Source organism: Dactylosporangium cerinum (genome assembly GCF_042653625.1).
Classification (GTDB): domain Bacteria; phylum Actinomycetota; class Actinomycetes; order Mycobacteriales; family Micromonosporaceae; genus Dactylosporangium; species Dactylosporangium cerinum.
The window spans coordinates 834,554-851,419 of sequence record NZ_JBHSIU010000041.1 but is presented as its reverse complement, the minus strand read 5'-3'; the positions used below and the strand labels follow the sequence as shown (position 1 = coordinate 851,419).

The window sequence follows — 16,866 nt, the reverse complement described above, 5'->3', positions numbered from 1 at the left end:
CAGCCCCGTCGAAGCCTCCTCCGGCAAAACCAGCCGACGACGGCTCAACCGCGGCGGCGACCGCCGCGCCAACGCCGCCCTCTACCACATCGCGCTCACCAGAACCCGCACCGACCAACGCACCCGCGACTACCTCGACCGACGCACCGCCCAAGGCAACACCCGCCGCGAAGCCATCCGCTGCCTCAAGCGCTACATCGCCCGCGAGGTCTACCACCTCATCCAACAGCGCAACCCAGCAGGCCAAACCCCACGAACCGCTTGACAAACATAGGGGCATCAGCGCCCCCGAACCGGCGCCCCTACGTGCCAGAGCGTCCTTACTCTGGCAAGACCGTTCTCGACGTTTCTCCCACCACCCGCGTCCTGGCGCTGGCGCTGACGTCCGTGGCGGTCGCTATGCCCGTGTCGACCCGATCAAGCCGATCTAGGCTTAGGTCCCAACGTTGGATGGGTAGCTCGGCTCGTATGTGGGTACCTTGACCGGCAGGGCTGCTGATCGTGATGGTTCCGCCCAGTGCTTCGACCCGGTCGACGAGTCCGATGAGGCCGGACCCGCGGGCCGGGTCGACATCGCCCACGCCGTCGTCATCGATGGACAAGTTCAGCCGACCCGCGCAGGTTGCGGCCTCTACGTGTACCAGCGAGGCGTCAGCGTGTTTGATGGCGTTCGCGAGTGCTTCCGCGACGACGTAGTACGCCGCTACCTCGACGGGCTCGGGAAGTCGCTCGTCGAGGTGGACGCTGAGGTCCACCGCGACGCAGCTCCGGCGGGCCAGCGTGCGCAGTGCGGGTCGGAGGCCGCCTTCGGACAGGATCGCTGGATGGATGCCGCGCGAGATCTCTCGCACGTCGTCGAACGTGCCCGTGAGCCCGCTCGTCACCGCGGACAGTCGCTCCCGCAGTTCGGACATCTCAGGTGGGACGCTCGCCTGGGTCTCACGTATCTGGAGGGCAAGCGCGAGCAGCTGCTGCTGGACGCCGTCGTGCAGGTTGCGTTCGATGCGGCGCCGGGCCTGGTCGGCGGCGATTACCGTGCGCGCCCGGGAGGCCGCCAGGTCGGCGCGGGCTTGGGCGTTGGCGATGGCGATGGTGACCAGGTGGGTGTAGTCGGCGAGACGCGTCTCGGCGTGGGGTGCCAACAACTCGTTCCGCATCATGGAGGCGGTCACCAGTCCCCAGAGGCGTCCCTCGACGTAGATCGGGGCGCCGACCGTCGAGCGGATGCCGTGCTCGCGTATGAGCGCGGCGAGCGCGCCGGGGGCGTCCGCGAAGTTGTCTATCCGAGTGGAACGGCCGCTGCGCAGCACGAGCGCCGCAACATTGCGTCCCTCCAGCGGCATGTTCGTCCCGGCGGGGATTGCTGCGCCGGACCGACTCCAGGCTGCGACCGCGGTCGCCGTGCCGTCGGTCTCATAGCGGATGATGTTTGCCGCGTCGGCGCCGACGAGCTGCCCTAGCTCCTTGGCGACCGCGTTGAAGACCGCAGCTTCGGTGGCGCCACACGCGACGAGCACGGCGATTCGCTGCAGCGCGGTCTGCGCCGCGGTGAGCTGTTGGTGTAGGGAGATAACCCGGGTCGCCTCGGAGCGTCCGGCGGCGGGCGCCGTCACGTGTGCAGTCGCAACGGACCTAGGTGGGTATGGCCGGTTACGCCTCCGTTCCGTCAGCTTCGCGTTGACGTTGGCTGGCTTCGCGCAGTCACCGCCCGCCTCGGGGGCTGGTTCGCCGCGGCCGAGCGCGAGCAGGGGAGAGGCGACGGCGAAGGTGACGGCGGCGGAGATGGCGATGCCGAGCAGGACGGCGACGTAGCCGCCGTGTGGGGTGACGGCCATGTAGGCGAAGATGCTGCCGGGCGAGGGGGTGGCGACGAGGCCGGCGCCGGTGATCATGAACGTGCCGACGCCGGAGGCGCCACCGGCGATCATGGCGAGGATCAGCTTGGGCTTCATCAGTACGTACGGGAAGTAGATCTCGTGGATGCCGCCGAGGAACTGCACGATGATCGCGGCGGGGACGCTGGGGCGCAGGGCGCGGGGGCCGAAGAGGAGGAACGCGAGCAGCAGGCCGAGGCCGGGGCCGGGGTTCGTCTCGATCATGAACAGGATGGACTTGCCCTTGTCGGCCGCCTCCGCCACACCCAGCGGCCCGAGCACGCCGTGGTTGATGGCGTTGTTGAGGAACAGCACCTTCGCGGGCTCCACGAGGACCGAGGTGAGTGGCAGCAGGTCGTGGCTGACGAGCCAGTCGGCGCCGTGGCCGGCCTGCTTGGTGAGCCACTGCGCGACCGGTCCGATGCCGTAGAGGCCGCCGATGGCCATGGCGCCGCCGATGATGCCGGCGCTGAAGTTGTCCACGAGCATCTCGAAGCCGGGCCGGATCCGGTTCTCCGTCAGCCGGTCCCACAGCTTCAGCACGTACGCGGTCAGCGGGCCGATGAGCATGGCGCCGAGGAGCACCGGCACGTCGGCGCCGACGATGATGCCCATCGTGGCGACGGCGCCGACGACCGCGCCGCGCTGGCCGTGCACGAGCCGGCCGCCGGTGTAGCCGATGAGCAGCGGCAGCAGGATCTTGATCATCGGGCCGACGATTTGCGCGATGTACGCGTTGGGCAGCCAGCCGGTCGGGATGAACAGCGCGGTGATGAGACCCCAGGCGATGAACGCGCCGAGGTTCGGCATGACCATTGCGGCGAGGTAGCCGCCGACGCGTTGCACGGAGGCCCGCAACCCGGTGCCGGTGATTTCAGGTGTGTAGATCGGCACGGGGTGCCTCCTTCAGGAGGGCCGGCCAGCGGTGGATCGTGGCCCTGTGGCGATCCAGGTCGGCGGGGCCCGGCATGCGGCTGCCCGGCAGGCTGACGGCGGCGGCGCCCCAGGCCAGGCCCTCGGCCAGCGCGGCGGCGCCGCGCGCGCCGGCGGCCAGGAACCCGGCCAGCAGCGCGTCGCCGGCGCCGACGGTGCTGCGCGCCCGGGTGATCGGGCACGTGCCGGACAGCACACCGTCGGCGTCGACGAGCACGGCGCCGTCGGCGCCCAGGCTGGCCAGCACCGCGCCGGCGCCCCAGGCCCGCAGCCGCTGCGCCGCGGCGACGACCGAGGCGAGGTCGGTCAGCGGCCCGGTGACGACCTCCGCGAGCTCGTCCCGGTTGGGCTTGAGCAGCGTCGCGCCGGCATTCGCCGCCTTGCGCAGCGCCGGACCGCTGCCGTCGACCGCGACCCGGATGCCGACGGCGCGCAGCTGGCGGCACAGCTGGGCGTAGGCGTCCGCCGGCAGTCCCGGCGGGACGCTGCCGCACAGTGCGACCCAGTCGGCGCTTCCGGCCCGGGTCAGGACTCGGTCGATCACCTCGTCGAGGTCGGCGCGGTGCATCGTCGGCCCGGGCTCGTTGACCTTGGTAACGGTGCCGTCGGGCTCGGCGAGGGTGATGTTGGAGCGGGTCCGGCCGGTGATCGGCACCGCGAGGGCCTCGACGCCCTCGGCCTTGAGCAGCCGCACGAGCTGGCCGCCCTCGTCGCCGCCGCACGGCAGCACGGCCACCGACGGCACGCCGTTGGCCAGCAGCGCGCGTGAGACATTGACGCCCTTGCCAGCCGGGTCGAGGTGCGCCGCGGTGGCCCGGATGACCTCGCCGCGCGCCAGTGCTTGGATCTCGACGGCCATGTCGAGGCTGGGGTTCAGGGTAACGGTGACGATCATGCCAGCACCACCCGAACACCGGCGGCCTCGATGTCGCCCACGAGGTCGTGGTCGGCCCGGCTGTCGGTGATGAGCAGGTCGAGGTCGGCCAGCTCGCCGAAGCGGGCCAGGTAGTCGTTGCCGAGCTTGGTGTGGTCGGCCAGCACGACGGTGCGGCGGGCGGCGTGGATCATCGCCCGCTTGACCGCGGCCTCGGCGGGGTCGGGCGTGGTGAGGCCGCGCTCGACCGAGATGCCGTTGGTGCCGAGAAAGGCGACGTCAACGTAAAGCTCGGCGAGGGGCCGCAGCGACCAGTCGTCGACCGCGGCGAGCGTCTTGCCGCGGATCCGGCCGCCCAGCACGAGGACGTTGAGATTCTTACGCGTGCCGATCGTCGTGGCGATCACCGGGGAGTTCACCACGACCGTCAGCTCGCGGTCGCCGGGCAGGATCTGCGCCAGCCGCGCGGTGGTGGTGCCCGCGTCGACGATGATGGCGCCCTCGTCGGGCACCTCGCTGAGTGCCAGCTTCGCGATGCGCTCCTTCTCGTCGATGTAGACGGTGTCGCGCATCGCCAGGGCGGGCTCGAAGCCGATTCGTTCGATCGGGATCGCCCCGCCGTGCACCCGCCGGAGCTCGCCGGCCCGCTCCAGGGTGGTGAGGTCGCGCCGGATGGTCTCGGCGGTGACGTTGAGCTCGTCGGACAGGGCCGCCACCTCGACCCGGCCCCTGGCCTGGGCGATGCGGAGGATCTCGTGCTGTCGCTCTTCGGCGTACATGTCTGTTTCACTGTTGTTTTGCCTTGTTTAATCCAGCTTTACACCCGATTGTGTGGGTGTCAAGGGTTCGCGCCGCAGAAAAATCCACACGACCTAGTTGCGGCTCCAGACCGCAACAAACGAGGGGTCGACGGGCTCCCGGCGTGGCCGCATGAGCAGGTCGTGGGCTGAGGCCATGCGATACGGACGATCTCCCGCCCCGGGCCAACACCCGTCCAGGCCGTTGTTTCGCCCCCGTTTCACCCTGGCCGAACCACATTTGCGCCCGATCGGGTTTGGTAATCGGACGGCCATACCAACACAAACCAACACAGACAGCGGTGCAGCTCCCTGCGGAACCAACCCAGATTCCCGCTAGGCAGACCGAAACCTGGACTTCGTCCAAACCCTTGCACCGCACTGCCCAAAACGCCTTGATGCAGGGTAAGTGCCTGGTAAGGGTGAAGAACGCGGCGAGGACTTCAGCGCCGGCATCATCGGCGGCGCGATGGCCATCGGCGGCCTCTACGGCATCGGACCGGTCGCGCAGTGGCTCACCAAGCAGGCCGGCCACGGCGTGGACTGGCTCATCGCCAAGGACCTGCTGCCACTGACCTCGGTCCTCGTGGAGCCCGCGAAGGTGCTGTTCCTCAACAACGCCATCAACCACGGTGTCTTCGGGCCGCTGGGCGTCGCGGAGGCGGCCGACAAGGGCAAGTCCATCCTGTTCATGATCGAATCGAACCCCGGCCCCGGCCTCGGCCTGCTGCTCGCGTTCTTCCTGTTCGGCCCCCGCTCGCTGCGCCCCAGCGTGCCGGCCGCGATCATCGTGCAGTTCCTCGGCGGCATCCACGAGATCTACTTCCCGTACGTACTGATGAAGCCCAAGCTGATCCTTGCCATGATCGCCGGTGGCGCATCTGGCGTCGGCACCTTCATGGTCACCGGGGCCGGGCTGGTCGCCACCCCGTCGCCGGGCAGCATCTTCGCCTACATGGCCGTCACACCCAAAGGTGACCACATCTGGGTCATCCTCGGCATCGTCATTGCCGCCGGCGTGACCTTCGCAGTCGCCTCGGTCCTGCTCCGGTTCGGCCGCGGCGAACCGGCCGAGGAGACGGGCACGGGCCCGCGGATTTAGTCCCCTGTGACTCTGTCGTGACGCCCGTGCCGTGCGCGACGACGAGGCCGAGCAGGACGGACTGAACGGCCGCCCGCTCGGTGGTTAGGCGACGCTGTGTGTCAACGAGTTGCCGCACAGCGAGCGCAGAAACCGGCTTCCTCCACGTCAAGAGCGAAGAGCGCGCCGTCGAGCGGGCCGGGCGGTGCGAGCCCATAGCTGGCGGTCGTGATGAAAAGGCGGCGCAGGCCAGGACCGCCGAGGCAGACGCTCGTCGGTTGTGCGGCGGGCAGGCGGACCTCCCGGTCGAGGACGCCGTCCGGGCGGTACCGGCGGACCGCTGAGCCGCCCCACAGCGCCATCCAGAGGTGGCCGGCGGCGTCGACCGTCATCCCGTCCGGCTTACCCTCGCCGGGCGCGAGCCGCAGGAACGGTTCTCGTCCGCTGAGCTCGCCGGTGTTCGGGTCGACGATGAACCGGTCGACCTGCCCGAGCGGGGTGTCGGCGAGGTACATGGTGGTGCCGTCGGCGTCGAACGCCGGGCCGTTCGGGATCGTGAGGCCGGTGACGGCCGGGACCGGCGCCGCACCCGGGGCGATCCGGAAGAGCGCGCCGGCGCCGGGGACTGCGGCGTAGGTCATGATGCCGACCCAGAAGCGGCCGTGCGGGTCGGCGACCGCGTCGTTGACCCGAGCCGGCTCGGGCGAGTCGCTGGCCAGATCTGCGACCGGCGTGCGCCTGCCGTCGCCGTCGTGCAGTTCGACGCCGGCACCCGCGGCTGCGAGAAAGTCGCCGGGCCGCCCGCTGACGGGTGCTACGGCGCCGAGCGGGACGTCCAGCCGGCGCAGCTCGCGCAACGGTTCTGGCGCGTCGCCGGTGGTCTCCAGCAGCCGCCCGGCGAGCAGGTCGACGAGGACGAGGCGGTCGCCGACCCAGCGCGCGCCTTCGCCAAGCTCCAGCCGGTCTTCGCTCCAGGGGATCAGTTCCATCGATCGCTCCTTCACCTGACGGCCGTGCCTGGTTCATGGTCCAGCAGGGTCAGCTCCCCGCGGGTGGGCAGGCCCTCCCAGTCGCCGCGGGTGGCGACGGCGAAGGCGCCGGTGGTGACTGCCCGGTCGAGCCTTTCGGCGACGTGCAGGCCGTCGAGGAGCGCGGACAGCAGGCCGGCGACGAAGGCGTCACCTGCGCCGACGGTGTCGATGACCGGCACCCTCCTGGCCGCCCGGTGCACGGTGCCGAGGTCGCTGTGGCTGGTCGCACCGCTTGCGCCGTGCTTCACCACGACCTCGCCCACGCCTGCTGCTCGCAGCGCGGCGACCGGGTCGGCGGCGTCGGTGAGCACGCCGAGTTCGTCGTCGGAGGCGATCACGAGGTCGGCGGATGCCAGCAGCGGGCGTAGTGCGGCAGCGGCCTCCGCCATTGACCACAGCCGCCGCCGATGGTTGACGTCGAGGCAGACGAGCGCACCCACGGCACGGGCCCGCTCCACCGCGGTCCGTACCGCCTCATATGGGCCGGCGCCCAGCGCACAGGTGATCCCGGTGACGTGCAGTAACCGGGGCGGCGGCCCGACGGCGTCGAACGCCGCCGCGACGTCGGACGGCTTCAGCGCGGACCCCGCCGACCCCGCGCGGTGGTAGGTGACACGGTTGATGTCGCCGACGCGGGGCTCGAAGAGGATCAGCCCTGTCGGCCGGTCCGGGTCGATCCGTGCCCAGGTCAGGTCGACGCCCTCGGCCCGCAGGCTCCGGCGGACCAGTTCGCCCGGCTCGTCCGCGCCGGTGACACCGATCCACGCGGCGCGGTGCCCGAGGCGGGCGAGGCCGATCGCAACCGTCGACTCGGCGCCGGCGACGGAGAGTTGTGCGGTGCCGCCGAGCCGGAGCGGGCCGGCGGTCCGGAAGGACGCCATTGTCTCGCCGAGCGTGAGCACGTCGGTCACTGGCCGGCTCCGCCCGCGCCGGCGTCGGCTACGCCTGCCAGGAATGCGGCGACGCGGTCGCGCAGGGCGCCGAGGTCGCCGCCGCGGACCGCGTCGCCGAGCAGGGGGGAACCGACCCCGACCGCGACCGCCCCGTGCCGCAGGTACTGCCCCGCGCTCTGCGCGTCGACACCGCCGACCGGAACGAACGCCGTACCGGGAAAGGGATCCCGCAGCGCGGCGAGGTAGCCAGGGCCGCCGAGCGACGCCGGGAAGAGCTTCACCGCCGTGGCGCCGGCCGCCTCGGCCTGGACCACCTCGGTCGGGGTCAGCGCCCCGGCGAGCATCGGCAGCCCGAGCCGGCCGGCCTCGCCGAGCGAGGGCGTCAGGGCCGGGCTGACCAGGAACGCGGCGCCCGCGTCTGCGGCGGCCCGGGCGTCTTCGGCAGTGCGGACGGTGCCGGCGCCGAGCCCGAACCCGGCGCCGAGCTCGGCGCGCGCCCGGCGGATCGTGCCGAGGGCGCCGGTGCCGGTCAGCGAGACCTCGATGAGCGCGATGCCGCTGCCGGCCAGCGCCAGCACGGCGGCGAGGGCGGCGTCCGGATCGGGGCCGCGCACGATTGCCAGGAGCCGATGGGTCCGCAGTTCGTCAAGCAGATGCATCGCAGACTTCCTTCAACTTGTCCGGTCGGCGGAGACGGTGAGCCGCCAAAGCACTTCACCGGCGGCCGGGACCACGGCGGCGGGCACGTCCTCGGCCACGTCGAAGCCCCCGCCGAGCATGGGCTCAACCCCGATGCTGTGGTACGGCATGTGCGCCGGCCAGCCACGCAGGTTGCGCCACAGGGCGGTGGAGCGGGGCTGCCCGTCGCACTCCAGCCACAGCGTCAGCCGGTCGGCGCCGTCGACTACCGTGGCTCGGGGGCAGTCCAGCAGCACCGCGCCGATCGCGGTGCCGTCGTCCGGCCCGAGCCGGTCCAGCGGCACCCCGCCGGGCGAGGGCCACGGCCCGTCGAACGGCGGAGCGGGGTCGGGATAGAGCCGGGTCCGGGTGCCTGCCGGGGCGTCCAGCCGCGCGTCCGGCGACACGTCGAGCAGCGCGTGAGCGACCCACACGAACCGGTACCCGGGTTCGGCCCGGAGGCGGTAGTCCGCGACGACCACCCCGCCGCGCTCGGCGATCCGGCGGGTCAGCTCGAACTCCGGCCGTTCCACGGTGAGGGTGCCCGGCCCGGCGACGCGCCACGGGCGCGACCAGACCTCGCCGTGGTCGGGTGTGCCGCGCACGGTTGGCAGGCACTCTTCGAGGCCCCCGGCATCGACGAACGGATCACCGGGCCGCACAGTGTCGCGAGTGGGGGACGCGTGGTGCCACAGCCACTCGCGCCCGCCGCCGGACAGCGTGGTCCACCGCCCGCCGTGCGCCGCGTCGTACCCGACCGTCAGCGGAACCGGGTAGCTCACCATTCTGCGAATGAGCCGTCGTCGTGGTGCCAGATCGGGTTGCGCCAGGCGTGTGGTGTGCGGGCAGCGGACCGGACCGCTGCCTCGTCGACGGTGACGCCGAGTCCGGGCGCGTCGAACCGCACGATGTACCCGTCGACGAACCGCAGCGGCTCCGGGTCGACGAGGTAGTCGAGCAACTCGGATCCGCGGTGGTAATGGATGCCGATGCTTTGCTCCTGGATGAGGAAGTTGGGCGTCGCGAAGGCGACCTGCAGGCTCGCGGCGAGGGCGATCGGGCCGAGTGGGCAGTGCGGGGCGAGCACCGCCCCGTAGGTCTCGGCGAGCGCGGCGATCCGCCGGACCTCGGAGATCCCACCGGCGTGCGACAGGTCCGGCTGGACCACGGCGACCCCGGCCTGCAGCGGCCCCAGGAACTCGGATCGGCCGTAGAGGCGCTCGCCGGTGGCGATCGGGATGGGCGAGCAGTTGACGATGTCGCGCAGGTGGTGGACCTGGTCGGGCAGGACCGGCTCTTCCACGAACAACGGCCGCAGCGGCGCCAGTTCGGGCAGGATGCGGCGGACCGCGGCGGCGCTGGCCCGGCCGTGGAAGTCCAGCGCGATGTCGCGGTCGTCGCCCAGCACCGCGCGGGCGGCGGCGACACGCTCGACGATCGCATCCACCTCGGCCGGGGTCGGGATCGTCGACAGCCGGCCGAAGGCGTTCATCTTGACGCCGGTGAGCCCGGCGGCGGACTGCGCCGCGGCGGCCTCGGCGACCTCGCCCGGCTCGTCGCCGCCGATCCAGGAGTAGATCCGGACCCGCTCGCGCACCGGGCCGCCGAGGAGGGCGTGGACCGGCGCGCCGTACGCCTGGCCGGCGATGTCCCACAGGGCCTGGTCGAGACCGGCGACCGCGCTGGAGAGCACGGGACCGCCCCGATAGAAGCCGCCCTTGGTGAGGACCTGCCAGTGGTGCTCGATCCGCAGCGGGTCCTGGCCGACGAGGTATTCGGCAAGGACCTCGACCGCGCTGCGGACCACCTCGGCACGCCCCTCGACGACGGGCTCGCCCCAGCCGACCAGCCCCTCGTCGGTCTCGACGCGGCAGAAGAGCCAGCGGGGCGGGACGAGGAACGTCTCGATGCGGTCGATCTTCACCGGCTGTCCTTCTTCTGTGCGCGGACCTTCTCGACGTCGCGGACGGCCTTGGCCAGCAGTCCGCGCATCGCGGCCTCGGCCGCCGACTCGTTGCGCGAGCGGATCGCGTCGACCACCGCGCGGTGGCTGGGCACCGGGTCGTCATGCGCACCGCCGTGCACCAACCGGTCACGTTCGGCCAGGCCGGTCTCCATGACCACCTCCATCCGCTCGAGCAGCTCGTTGTGGGTCGCGGTGAGCAGAGCACGATGAAAGGACAGGTCGGCGGCCACGGACGCGGCCGGGTTGCCATGCGCCTCGACCATCTGCGCCAGTGCCTGCTCCAGGGCGCTGAAGTCCTCGTCGACGGCCCGGATCGCGGCCAGCCGGGCCGCGGCCGGCTCGATGATGCTGCGAACCTCGTGCAGCTTGTCGAGCAGCCGCGGGTCGGCGCCCTCCGCGAACTGCCAACGGATCACGTCGCCGTCGAGCAGGTGCCAGTCAGCGCGGGGCCGGACGAAGGTGCCCCGCTTCTGGCGGGCGTCGACGATGCCTTTCGCCGAGAGCACCTTGAGCGCCTCCCGCAGCGCGGTGAGGCTGACGTCGAGCTCCTCCTGGAGTGCCCCGAGGTTCAGCGTCTCGCCCTCGGCGATCTCTCCGGCCAGGATGCGACGGGCGAGGACCTCGACGGTCTGCCCGTGCACGCCGCGGCCCGCGTAGTTTGCCAATGCTCTCCGCACCCTCTCGTTCGTCGCTGCCGATCTGTCAGGCACTGTGTCAGGCTGACGTTTTTATCGCGGTCCAACCGCCGTCCACCACCAGGCTGGCCCCGGTGATGTACGCGGCGTCCGGTGAGGCGAGAAAGGCCACGGTGGCCGCCACCTCGTCCGGGGTGCCGAACCGTTTGGCGATCGTCTCGGCGACGCTGCGGCGACGGTCGTCCTCGGAGATGTCGTCCCAGGCGCCGGTGAGGATCGGCCCGGGCAGGACGGTGTTGACCCGGATCCCCGGGCCGTATTCGACGGCGAGCTGCCGGCCGAGCGCGACGAGGCCGCCCTTGGCCGCAGCATAGGCGGGCCGGCCCGGCAGCCCGACCAGCGCGTGCACCGACGAGACCAGCACGACCGCGCCCTGCCGGTCGCGCAGGTCGTCGAGGCAGGCCCGGATGCCCAGGAAGGTGCCGGTCAGGCTGACCGCGAGCTGATGGTCCCAGGACGCGCGACTGGTGCGGTGGGCCGGGGCGACCTCGACGGTGTAGGCGTTGCTGACCAGGATGTCGACCGGCCCGAGCGCGCTTCGCACCGCCGTCACCGCGCCGGCCCAGGCGTCCTCTTCAGCGACGTCGGCCACTACGGACAGTGCCCGGACGCCGGCTGCGGTCAGCTCTGCGGCGAGCGGCCCGGGATCCTCCACATCCATGAGGCCCACCGCGGCGCCCTCGGCGGCGAGCCGACGGGCGGTCGCCGCCCCTATGCCACCCGCCGCGCCTGTCACCAGCGCAGTCCTGCCCTCTAGCCGCCGCATATGCTGACCTGTCTCCCCACCGCAGTCCACGGTTTAACCATTAATTACGAATACATCTTGACAGCTACCAAGGCCCGCATGCAACCTTCTGGATACACCGTTCATATGACCGACACAGCGTGCAGTCACGCAGAGTGTCGTTGAGGAAGGGACACCCCGTGAGCGACTTCGACCCCGGTCGCCGCCGATTCCTTGGGCACCTCGGTCTCCTGGGCATGGGTGCGCTCGGCGGCGGCTCGTTGCTGAGCGCGTGCGCCAGCTCCGCCGGCGAATCGTCCGACAAGGCCTCTGGCGCGATCACCCTGCAGTCCAACCTCTCCTCCCCGCAGGCCAAGTCGGCCATGGAGAAGCTGGTGGCGGACTTCAACAAGCTGGGCAAGGGCACAGCGACGCTCAACACCATCGCGTCGGAGACCTTCCGCACCCAGCTGCCCACCTACCTCACCTCGGCGAACCCGCCGGACATCTACACGTGGTATGCCGGCTCCGTCGCCAACGACTACGCGAGCAAGAACCTGCTGCTCGACGTCTCCGACATCTGGCAGAGCCTCGGCGACTACCCGCAGGCGCTGCGCTCCCTGTCCACCGACGCCACCGGCAAGCAGGTCTTCGTGCCGATGAACAACTACTGGTGGGGCTTCTTCTACCGCAAGTCCAACTTCGCCAAGTGGGGCGTGCAGGAGCCGAAGACCTGGACCGAATTCCTGACCCTGTGCCAGACGTTGCAGGGCAAGGGCATCCCGCCGATCGGCATCGGCCTCGGCGACACCCCGTGGGTGGCCTCGGCCTGGTTCGATTACCTCAACATCAGGGTCAACGGCGCGCCGTTCCACCGCGAGTTGCTCGCCGGCAAGCAACGCTTCGACGACCCGAAGGTCAAGGCGGTATTCACGAAGTGGGCCGAGGTGCTTCCCTACTTCGACCCCAAGGGCAAGGCCTACCCGTTCCAGGAGGCAACCACCGCCCTGCTGGCGGGCAAGACCGGCATGTTCCTGATCGGCACGTTCTTCGCTGACGCCGCACCGAAGGACGCGCTCGGCGACCTCGACTTCTTCCGGTTCCCGATCATCGACCCAGCGGTGCCGGTCGCGGAGGAGGCGCCGACCGACGGCTTCTTCGCGAGCGCGAAGACCGCCAACAGGGCCGGCACGAAGGCCCTGCTGACCTACCTCGCGAGTGTCGAGGCGCAGGAGACCTACGTGAAGTCCAGCTCCGGCATCGTCCTGCCGGCCAACCCGAAGGCCAAGGCCGTCGACTCCCCGATGGTCGTCAAGGGCAAGGCGATGCTGGACGGGGCGAAGGAGCTGACCCAGTTCTTCAACCGCGACTCCAGCGACGCGCTGCAGCCCACCGCCGACGTCGCGCTGACGAAGTTCATCGACAAACCCGACCAGATCGACGCGATCCTGCGCGAGTGGCAGACCAGCGCCGAGAAGGTCTTCAAGGCCTGACGTGACGGCAATCGATACCACACCCCGGCGGCGACGGCCCCGGCTGTCGCCGCTGCTGGTGGCCTTCGTCCTGGTGCCCTTCGCGGTCGAGAGCGTCTGGGTGTTCTGGCCCGCGCTGCAAGGGTTCTGGTTCTCCTTCACCCGCTGGGACGGCATGACGCCGCCACGCTTCGTCGGCATCGACAACTACACCGAGCTGGCCGGTGACCCGACGTTCCGCGGCGCCCTGCTGAACACCGTCATCTGGCTGGTGCTCTTCGGCGGGCTGTCGGTCGCCGGCGGCTTCGGGATGGCGCTGCTCCTGCAACGCGACCGGCGCGGCGTCGGCTTCTACCGGGCGGCGCTCTTCACGCCGGTGGTGTTCTCACTGGTCGTCACCGCGCTCGTCTGGCGGGTCTTCTACCAACCCGACGGTCTCGCCGACACGATCCTGCGCGGCGTCGGGCTGGAGCAGCTGATCCGGCCGTGGCTCGCCGACCCGGACACCGCGCTCTACGCGGTGATCCTGCCGGCGCTGTGGCGGCAGATCGGCTACGTGATGGTGCTCTACCTGGCCGGCCTGAAGGCCATCGACCCGGCGCTGCACGAGGCCGCCCGGGTCGACGGCGCCACCGCCTGGCAGCGGTTGTGGAACGTGACCGTCCCGCAGCTCAAGGGCGTCAACGCGGTCGTGCTGTCGGTCATCGTGATCGACTCGCTGCGCTCCTTCGACATCGTCTGGTCGCTCACCCGCGGCGGCCCATACCACTCCTCCGAGCTGCTGAGCACCTACATGTACTCGACCGCGTTCCAGAGCCTGCGGCTGGGCTACGCGTCCGCGATCGCCGTGGTGATCTTCGTGCTCGCGCTGGCGGTCATCCTCGGCTACCTCGTGCGCGCGTTCAGGGAGGAGAACGCATGATCCGCATGCTGCGCACCGGGGCGTTCCACACAGGCATGGTGCTGCTCTCCCTGCTGTGGTTGGCCCCGATCCTCTGGGTCGTCGTCATGTCGACGCGGACCTTCGATGACATCGCCGCGAACGGGGTCGGCTCCCTGCCGCGCTCGTTCACGCTGGACACCTACCGCCAGGCGTGGACCGATGGCGGCGAACTGCGGGCCCTGATCAACAGCATGCTCGTGACCGTGCCCTCGGTCGCGCTCAGCCTGATCCTGGCCGCGGGCGCGGCGTTCGCGCTCAGCCGGTACCGAATCCCCGGCCGTCGCACGATCCTGCTGCTGATGCTCGCCGGTAACCTCCTCCCGCCGCAGATCCTGCTCATCCCGGTGGCCAAGTTCAGCGAGCTGACCGGCCTCTACGACACGCTCTACGCGCTGATCGCGGTGCAGGTCGGCTTCGGCCTCGGCTTCTACACGTTCGTGCTGCACGGCTTCATGCGCGATCTGCCGGGCGAGATCCAGGAGGCGGCCACCATCGACGGGGCCGGGCCGGGCCAGATCTTCGCCCGGGTGATCCTGCCGCTGACCCGCCCGGCGCTCGCCGCGCTCGGCGCGCTGTCGTTCACCTGGATCTTCAACGACCTGCTGTGGGCGATCACCGTGCTGCGTACCGACGACAAGATGCCGGTCACCCCGGCGCTACTGGGCCTGCAGGGCCAGTTCGTCTCGTCGTGGAGCGTCATCGCCGCCGGCACAGTCATCGCGGCGGTACCGACAGTCGCGGTCTTCCTGCGATTCCAGCGGCATTTCGTGTCCGGCCTCGCGATCGGAGCCGTCAAATGAGGGACGGTCACGTTACCCGGCGATGGACCCTGCGGGGCACCCGCACCGAATACACCGTGGCCGTGCCGGACCACGGCCGCTGGCTGGAACTGGTCGCGTGGGGCCCGCACGGAGTCTCCGACGGGCCGTCGCCGGTCGGATACGACGGCCCGGTGCCGTTCCTCACCAAGGGCGACGCCGCCCCGGTCGAATACGCCACCGAGACCGACCGGCCGTTCGCCGGCGCCGACCTCGTGGTGGAGACACGCTCCGCGTTCCAGTTCACCGAGGCCGCGGCCCATGGCCAGCAACTGGAGGTCACGTTCGCCGACCCGGTCAACGGGCTGCGGGCCGTGCTGCACTACCGGATCCCGGCCGGCACCGACGTGGTGGAGCGCTGGGTCGAGCTGACCAACGACGGCCCGGAGCCGCTGCGGCTGGCGCGGGCCGGCTCGGCAGGGTTCTGCGTGCCGACCCCGCATGGTGCCCGGATCAGCTACCAGTGGGGACAGTGGGCGCAGGAGTTCCAGCTCGACCGCGTCGACCTCGCCCACGGCGCGTTCGCCGTCGGCAGCGCGCAGGGCGTCCCCGGTCATCTGTACGTGCCGTGGCTCGCGATCACCGATCAGGCCGACGACGGCCCGGTCTGGGGCGTCGCCCTGGCCTGGACCGGATCGTGGCAGATCGAGGCGGAGCGCGACACCGGCGGCCTGACCCGGATCCGGGCCGGCCGGCGGCTTGTCGACGGCCCCCTGGAGCTCGCGCCCGGCCAGCGGCTGACGCTACCGGTCGCCGCCGGGGCATACAGCGCCGGCGGGCTGGGCGGGCTGGCCCAGGTCTGGCACCGGTACCAGCGCCTGCTCGCCGGCGACCGGCTCGCGCCACGGCCGGTGCTCTACAACTCGTGGGAGGCCACCTACTTCGCCGTCGACGCGGACAGCCAGCTCGCGCTGGCCCGGATCGCGGCCGAGATCGGGGTGGAGACGTTCGTCGTCGACGACGGCTGGTTCACCGGCCGCGGCGACGACACCGCCGGCCTCGGCGACTGGACGCCCGACCCGGCCAAGTTCCCCGCCGGGTTCGACGCGTTCATCGGCGACGTGCGGGCGCTGGGCCTCAAGTTCGGGCTGTGGGTCGAGCCGGAGTGCGTCAACCCGCGCTCCCGGCTGTATGCCGAACACCCGGACTGGGTGTATGCCGTCGGCGGCCGCCCGCTCACCGCGGTACGCAACCAGTACCTGCTCGACCTGGGCCGGCCGGAGGTGGCCGAATTCGTGCACTCCACTGTGGACGGACTGCTGCGCGAACATGACATCGACTACCTGAAATGGGACTTCAACCGGCCGCGGACCGAGCCGGGCCGGCCGGGCGCCACCGGCGTGCTCGATCTCGACGGCGCCCACGTGACCAACCTGTACCGCATCTACGAACGGCTGCGTCGCGACCACCCGCAGGTGCTGATCGAGGCGTGCGCCGGCGGCGGCGCGCGTACCGACCTCGGCATGGCGGCCCGCGCCGACGTGTTCTGGCCCAGCGACAACACCGGCCCGCTGGACCGCCTCGCCATTCAGCACGGCTTCCTGCACGCCAACGCACCACACCTGCTCAGCTCCTGGGTGACCGACGCGCCCGGGCTGTTCGACCCCCGCCCGCGCACGCTCGCGTTCCGGTTCGTGCTCGCGATGGCCGGCGTCCTCGGCATCGGCGCCGACATCCGGCACTGGACCGCCGAGCAGCGCGCCGAGGCGGCCCGCTGGATCGCCCGCTACAAGGAAATCCGCGACATCGTCATGCACGGCACTGTGCACCTCATCGGCGGACCGGACCGAGTCCGGTGCGCGGTGCAGTACCTCGCCCCGGACGAGCGCACCGTCGTGGTGCTCGCCTGGCACACCGGCCGCCTGGACGGCGCCGGCCTGCTACCGTCCCGGCCGGTCCGGCTGCCACTGCGCGGCCTGTCACCGCAAGCACGTTACCGGGCCGGTGAACATCTCTACTCGGGCAGCCACCTCGCCGCCGTGGGACTGCCCGTGCAGTGGACCGCGACGCACGACGCCGAGGTGGTCGTCCTGCGCCGCGCCTGACCACCAACCCCTTGTGAAGCAGGACAGGAGCACCGCTATGCG

Annotated in this window: 15 protein-coding genes and 1 pseudogene; 6 read left to right on the top strand and 10 right to left on the bottom strand. The window is 71.1% G+C overall.

Annotation, left to right across the window (positions count from 1 at the left end; genetic code table 11):
* The coding region (locus tag ACFPIJ_RS33165) for a transposase (protein ID WP_380120906.1) at positions 1-265 on the top strand (265 nt) is incomplete at its 5' end.
* 55 nt (positions 266-320) lie between these two features.
* Here the strand turns inward: ACFPIJ_RS33165 and ACFPIJ_RS33160 are convergent.
* Genes ACFPIJ_RS33160 through ACFPIJ_RS33150 form a run of 3 tightly spaced genes read right to left on the bottom strand, consistent with a single transcriptional unit; the run spans position 321 to position 4,460 of the window.
* Positions 321-2,768 (bottom strand): PTS transporter subunit EIIC, encoded by a 2,448-nt coding sequence (locus ACFPIJ_RS33160; protein ID WP_380120904.1) that lies wholly within the window; start codon positions 2,766-2,768, stop codon positions 321-323.
* On the bottom strand, positions 2,749-3,702 hold the full coding sequence (gene pfkB / locus ACFPIJ_RS33155) for a 1-phosphofructokinase (protein WP_380120902.1): 954 nt from the start codon (positions 3,700-3,702) through the stop codon (positions 2,749-2,751). Before pfkB ends, ACFPIJ_RS33160 begins: the two co-directional genes overlap by 20 nt.
* Complete coding sequence (locus tag ACFPIJ_RS33150; protein ID WP_380120900.1) at positions 3,699-4,460, bottom strand: DeoR/GlpR family DNA-binding transcription regulator; 762 nt, start codon at positions 4,458-4,460, stop codon at positions 3,699-3,701. The genes pfkB and ACFPIJ_RS33150 overlap by 4 nt, the downstream gene beginning before the upstream one ends.
* 454 nt (positions 4,461-4,914) lie before the next feature.
* Between ACFPIJ_RS33150 and ACFPIJ_RS33145 the strand changes: the two are divergent.
* Positions 4,915-5,580, top strand: a pseudogene (locus ACFPIJ_RS33145) (PTS transporter subunit EIIC); the annotation flags it as partial.
* Between the two features lie 101 nt (positions 5,581-5,681).
* On the opposite strand, the gene ACFPIJ_RS33140 reads toward ACFPIJ_RS33145, so the two are convergent.
* Genes ACFPIJ_RS33140 through ACFPIJ_RS33110 form a run of 7 tightly spaced genes read right to left on the bottom strand, consistent with a single transcriptional unit; the run spans position 5,682 to position 11,558 of the window.
* Complete coding sequence (locus ACFPIJ_RS33140; protein WP_380120898.1) at positions 5,682-6,548, bottom strand: SMP-30/gluconolactonase/LRE family protein; 867 nt, start codon at positions 6,546-6,548, stop codon at positions 5,682-5,684.
* A gap of 11 nt (positions 6,549-6,559) precedes the next feature.
* A complete protein-coding gene (locus tag ACFPIJ_RS33135; RefSeq protein WP_380120897.1) occupies positions 6,560-7,501 on the bottom strand; it encodes a sugar kinase in 942 nt (313 codons plus the stop codon).
* Positions 7,498-8,142, bottom strand: coding sequence for a bifunctional 4-hydroxy-2-oxoglutarate aldolase/2-dehydro-3-deoxy-phosphogluconate aldolase (locus ACFPIJ_RS33130; RefSeq protein ID WP_380120895.1), 645 nt, complete (start codon positions 8,140-8,142; stop codon positions 7,498-7,500). The genes ACFPIJ_RS33135 and ACFPIJ_RS33130 overlap by 4 nt, the downstream gene beginning before the upstream one ends.
* A gap of 12 nt (positions 8,143-8,154) precedes the next feature.
* Positions 8,155-8,946 (bottom strand): aldose epimerase family protein, encoded by a 792-nt coding sequence (locus ACFPIJ_RS33125; protein WP_380120893.1) that lies wholly within the window; start codon positions 8,944-8,946, stop codon positions 8,155-8,157.
* Positions 8,940-10,085 (bottom strand): galactonate dehydratase, encoded by a 1,146-nt coding sequence (dgoD, locus tag ACFPIJ_RS33120; RefSeq protein ID WP_380120891.1) that lies wholly within the window; start codon positions 10,083-10,085, stop codon positions 8,940-8,942. Before dgoD ends, ACFPIJ_RS33125 begins: the two co-directional genes overlap by 7 nt.
* On the bottom strand, positions 10,082-10,792 hold the full coding sequence (locus ACFPIJ_RS33115; RefSeq protein ID WP_380120890.1) for a FadR/GntR family transcriptional regulator: 711 nt from the start codon (positions 10,790-10,792) through the stop codon (positions 10,082-10,084). Before ACFPIJ_RS33115 ends, dgoD begins: the two co-directional genes overlap by 4 nt.
* A 49-nt stretch (positions 10,793-10,841) precedes the next feature.
* A complete protein-coding gene (locus ACFPIJ_RS33110; protein WP_380120888.1) occupies positions 10,842-11,558 on the bottom strand; it encodes an SDR family NAD(P)-dependent oxidoreductase in 717 nt (238 codons plus the stop codon).
* 188 nt (positions 11,559-11,746) lie between these two features.
* Here ACFPIJ_RS33110 and ACFPIJ_RS33105 point away from each other — a divergent pair, with 188 nt between their 5' ends.
* Genes ACFPIJ_RS33105 through ACFPIJ_RS33090 form a run of 4 tightly spaced genes read left to right on the top strand, consistent with a single transcriptional unit; the run spans position 11,747 to position 16,824 of the window.
* Positions 11,747-13,039 carry an ABC transporter substrate-binding protein gene (locus ACFPIJ_RS33105; protein ID WP_380120886.1) on the top strand — a complete coding sequence of 431 codons (1,293 nt, stop codon included), beginning with the start codon at positions 11,747-11,749 and terminating at the stop codon, positions 13,037-13,039.
* A 1-nt stretch (position 13,040) separates the two neighbouring features.
* Positions 13,041-13,940 (top strand): carbohydrate ABC transporter permease, encoded by a 900-nt coding sequence (locus ACFPIJ_RS33100; protein WP_380120884.1) that lies wholly within the window; start codon positions 13,041-13,043, stop codon positions 13,938-13,940.
* A complete protein-coding gene (locus ACFPIJ_RS33095) occupies positions 13,937-14,761 on the top strand; it encodes a carbohydrate ABC transporter permease (protein WP_380120881.1) in 825 nt (274 codons plus the stop codon). The genes ACFPIJ_RS33100 and ACFPIJ_RS33095 overlap by 4 nt, the downstream gene beginning before the upstream one ends.
* Positions 14,758-16,824, top strand: coding sequence for an alpha-galactosidase (locus ACFPIJ_RS33090; RefSeq protein ID WP_380120879.1), 2,067 nt, complete (start codon positions 14,758-14,760; stop codon positions 16,822-16,824). The genes ACFPIJ_RS33095 and ACFPIJ_RS33090 overlap by 4 nt, the downstream gene beginning before the upstream one ends.
* Positions 16,825-16,866 lie beyond the last annotated feature (42 nt).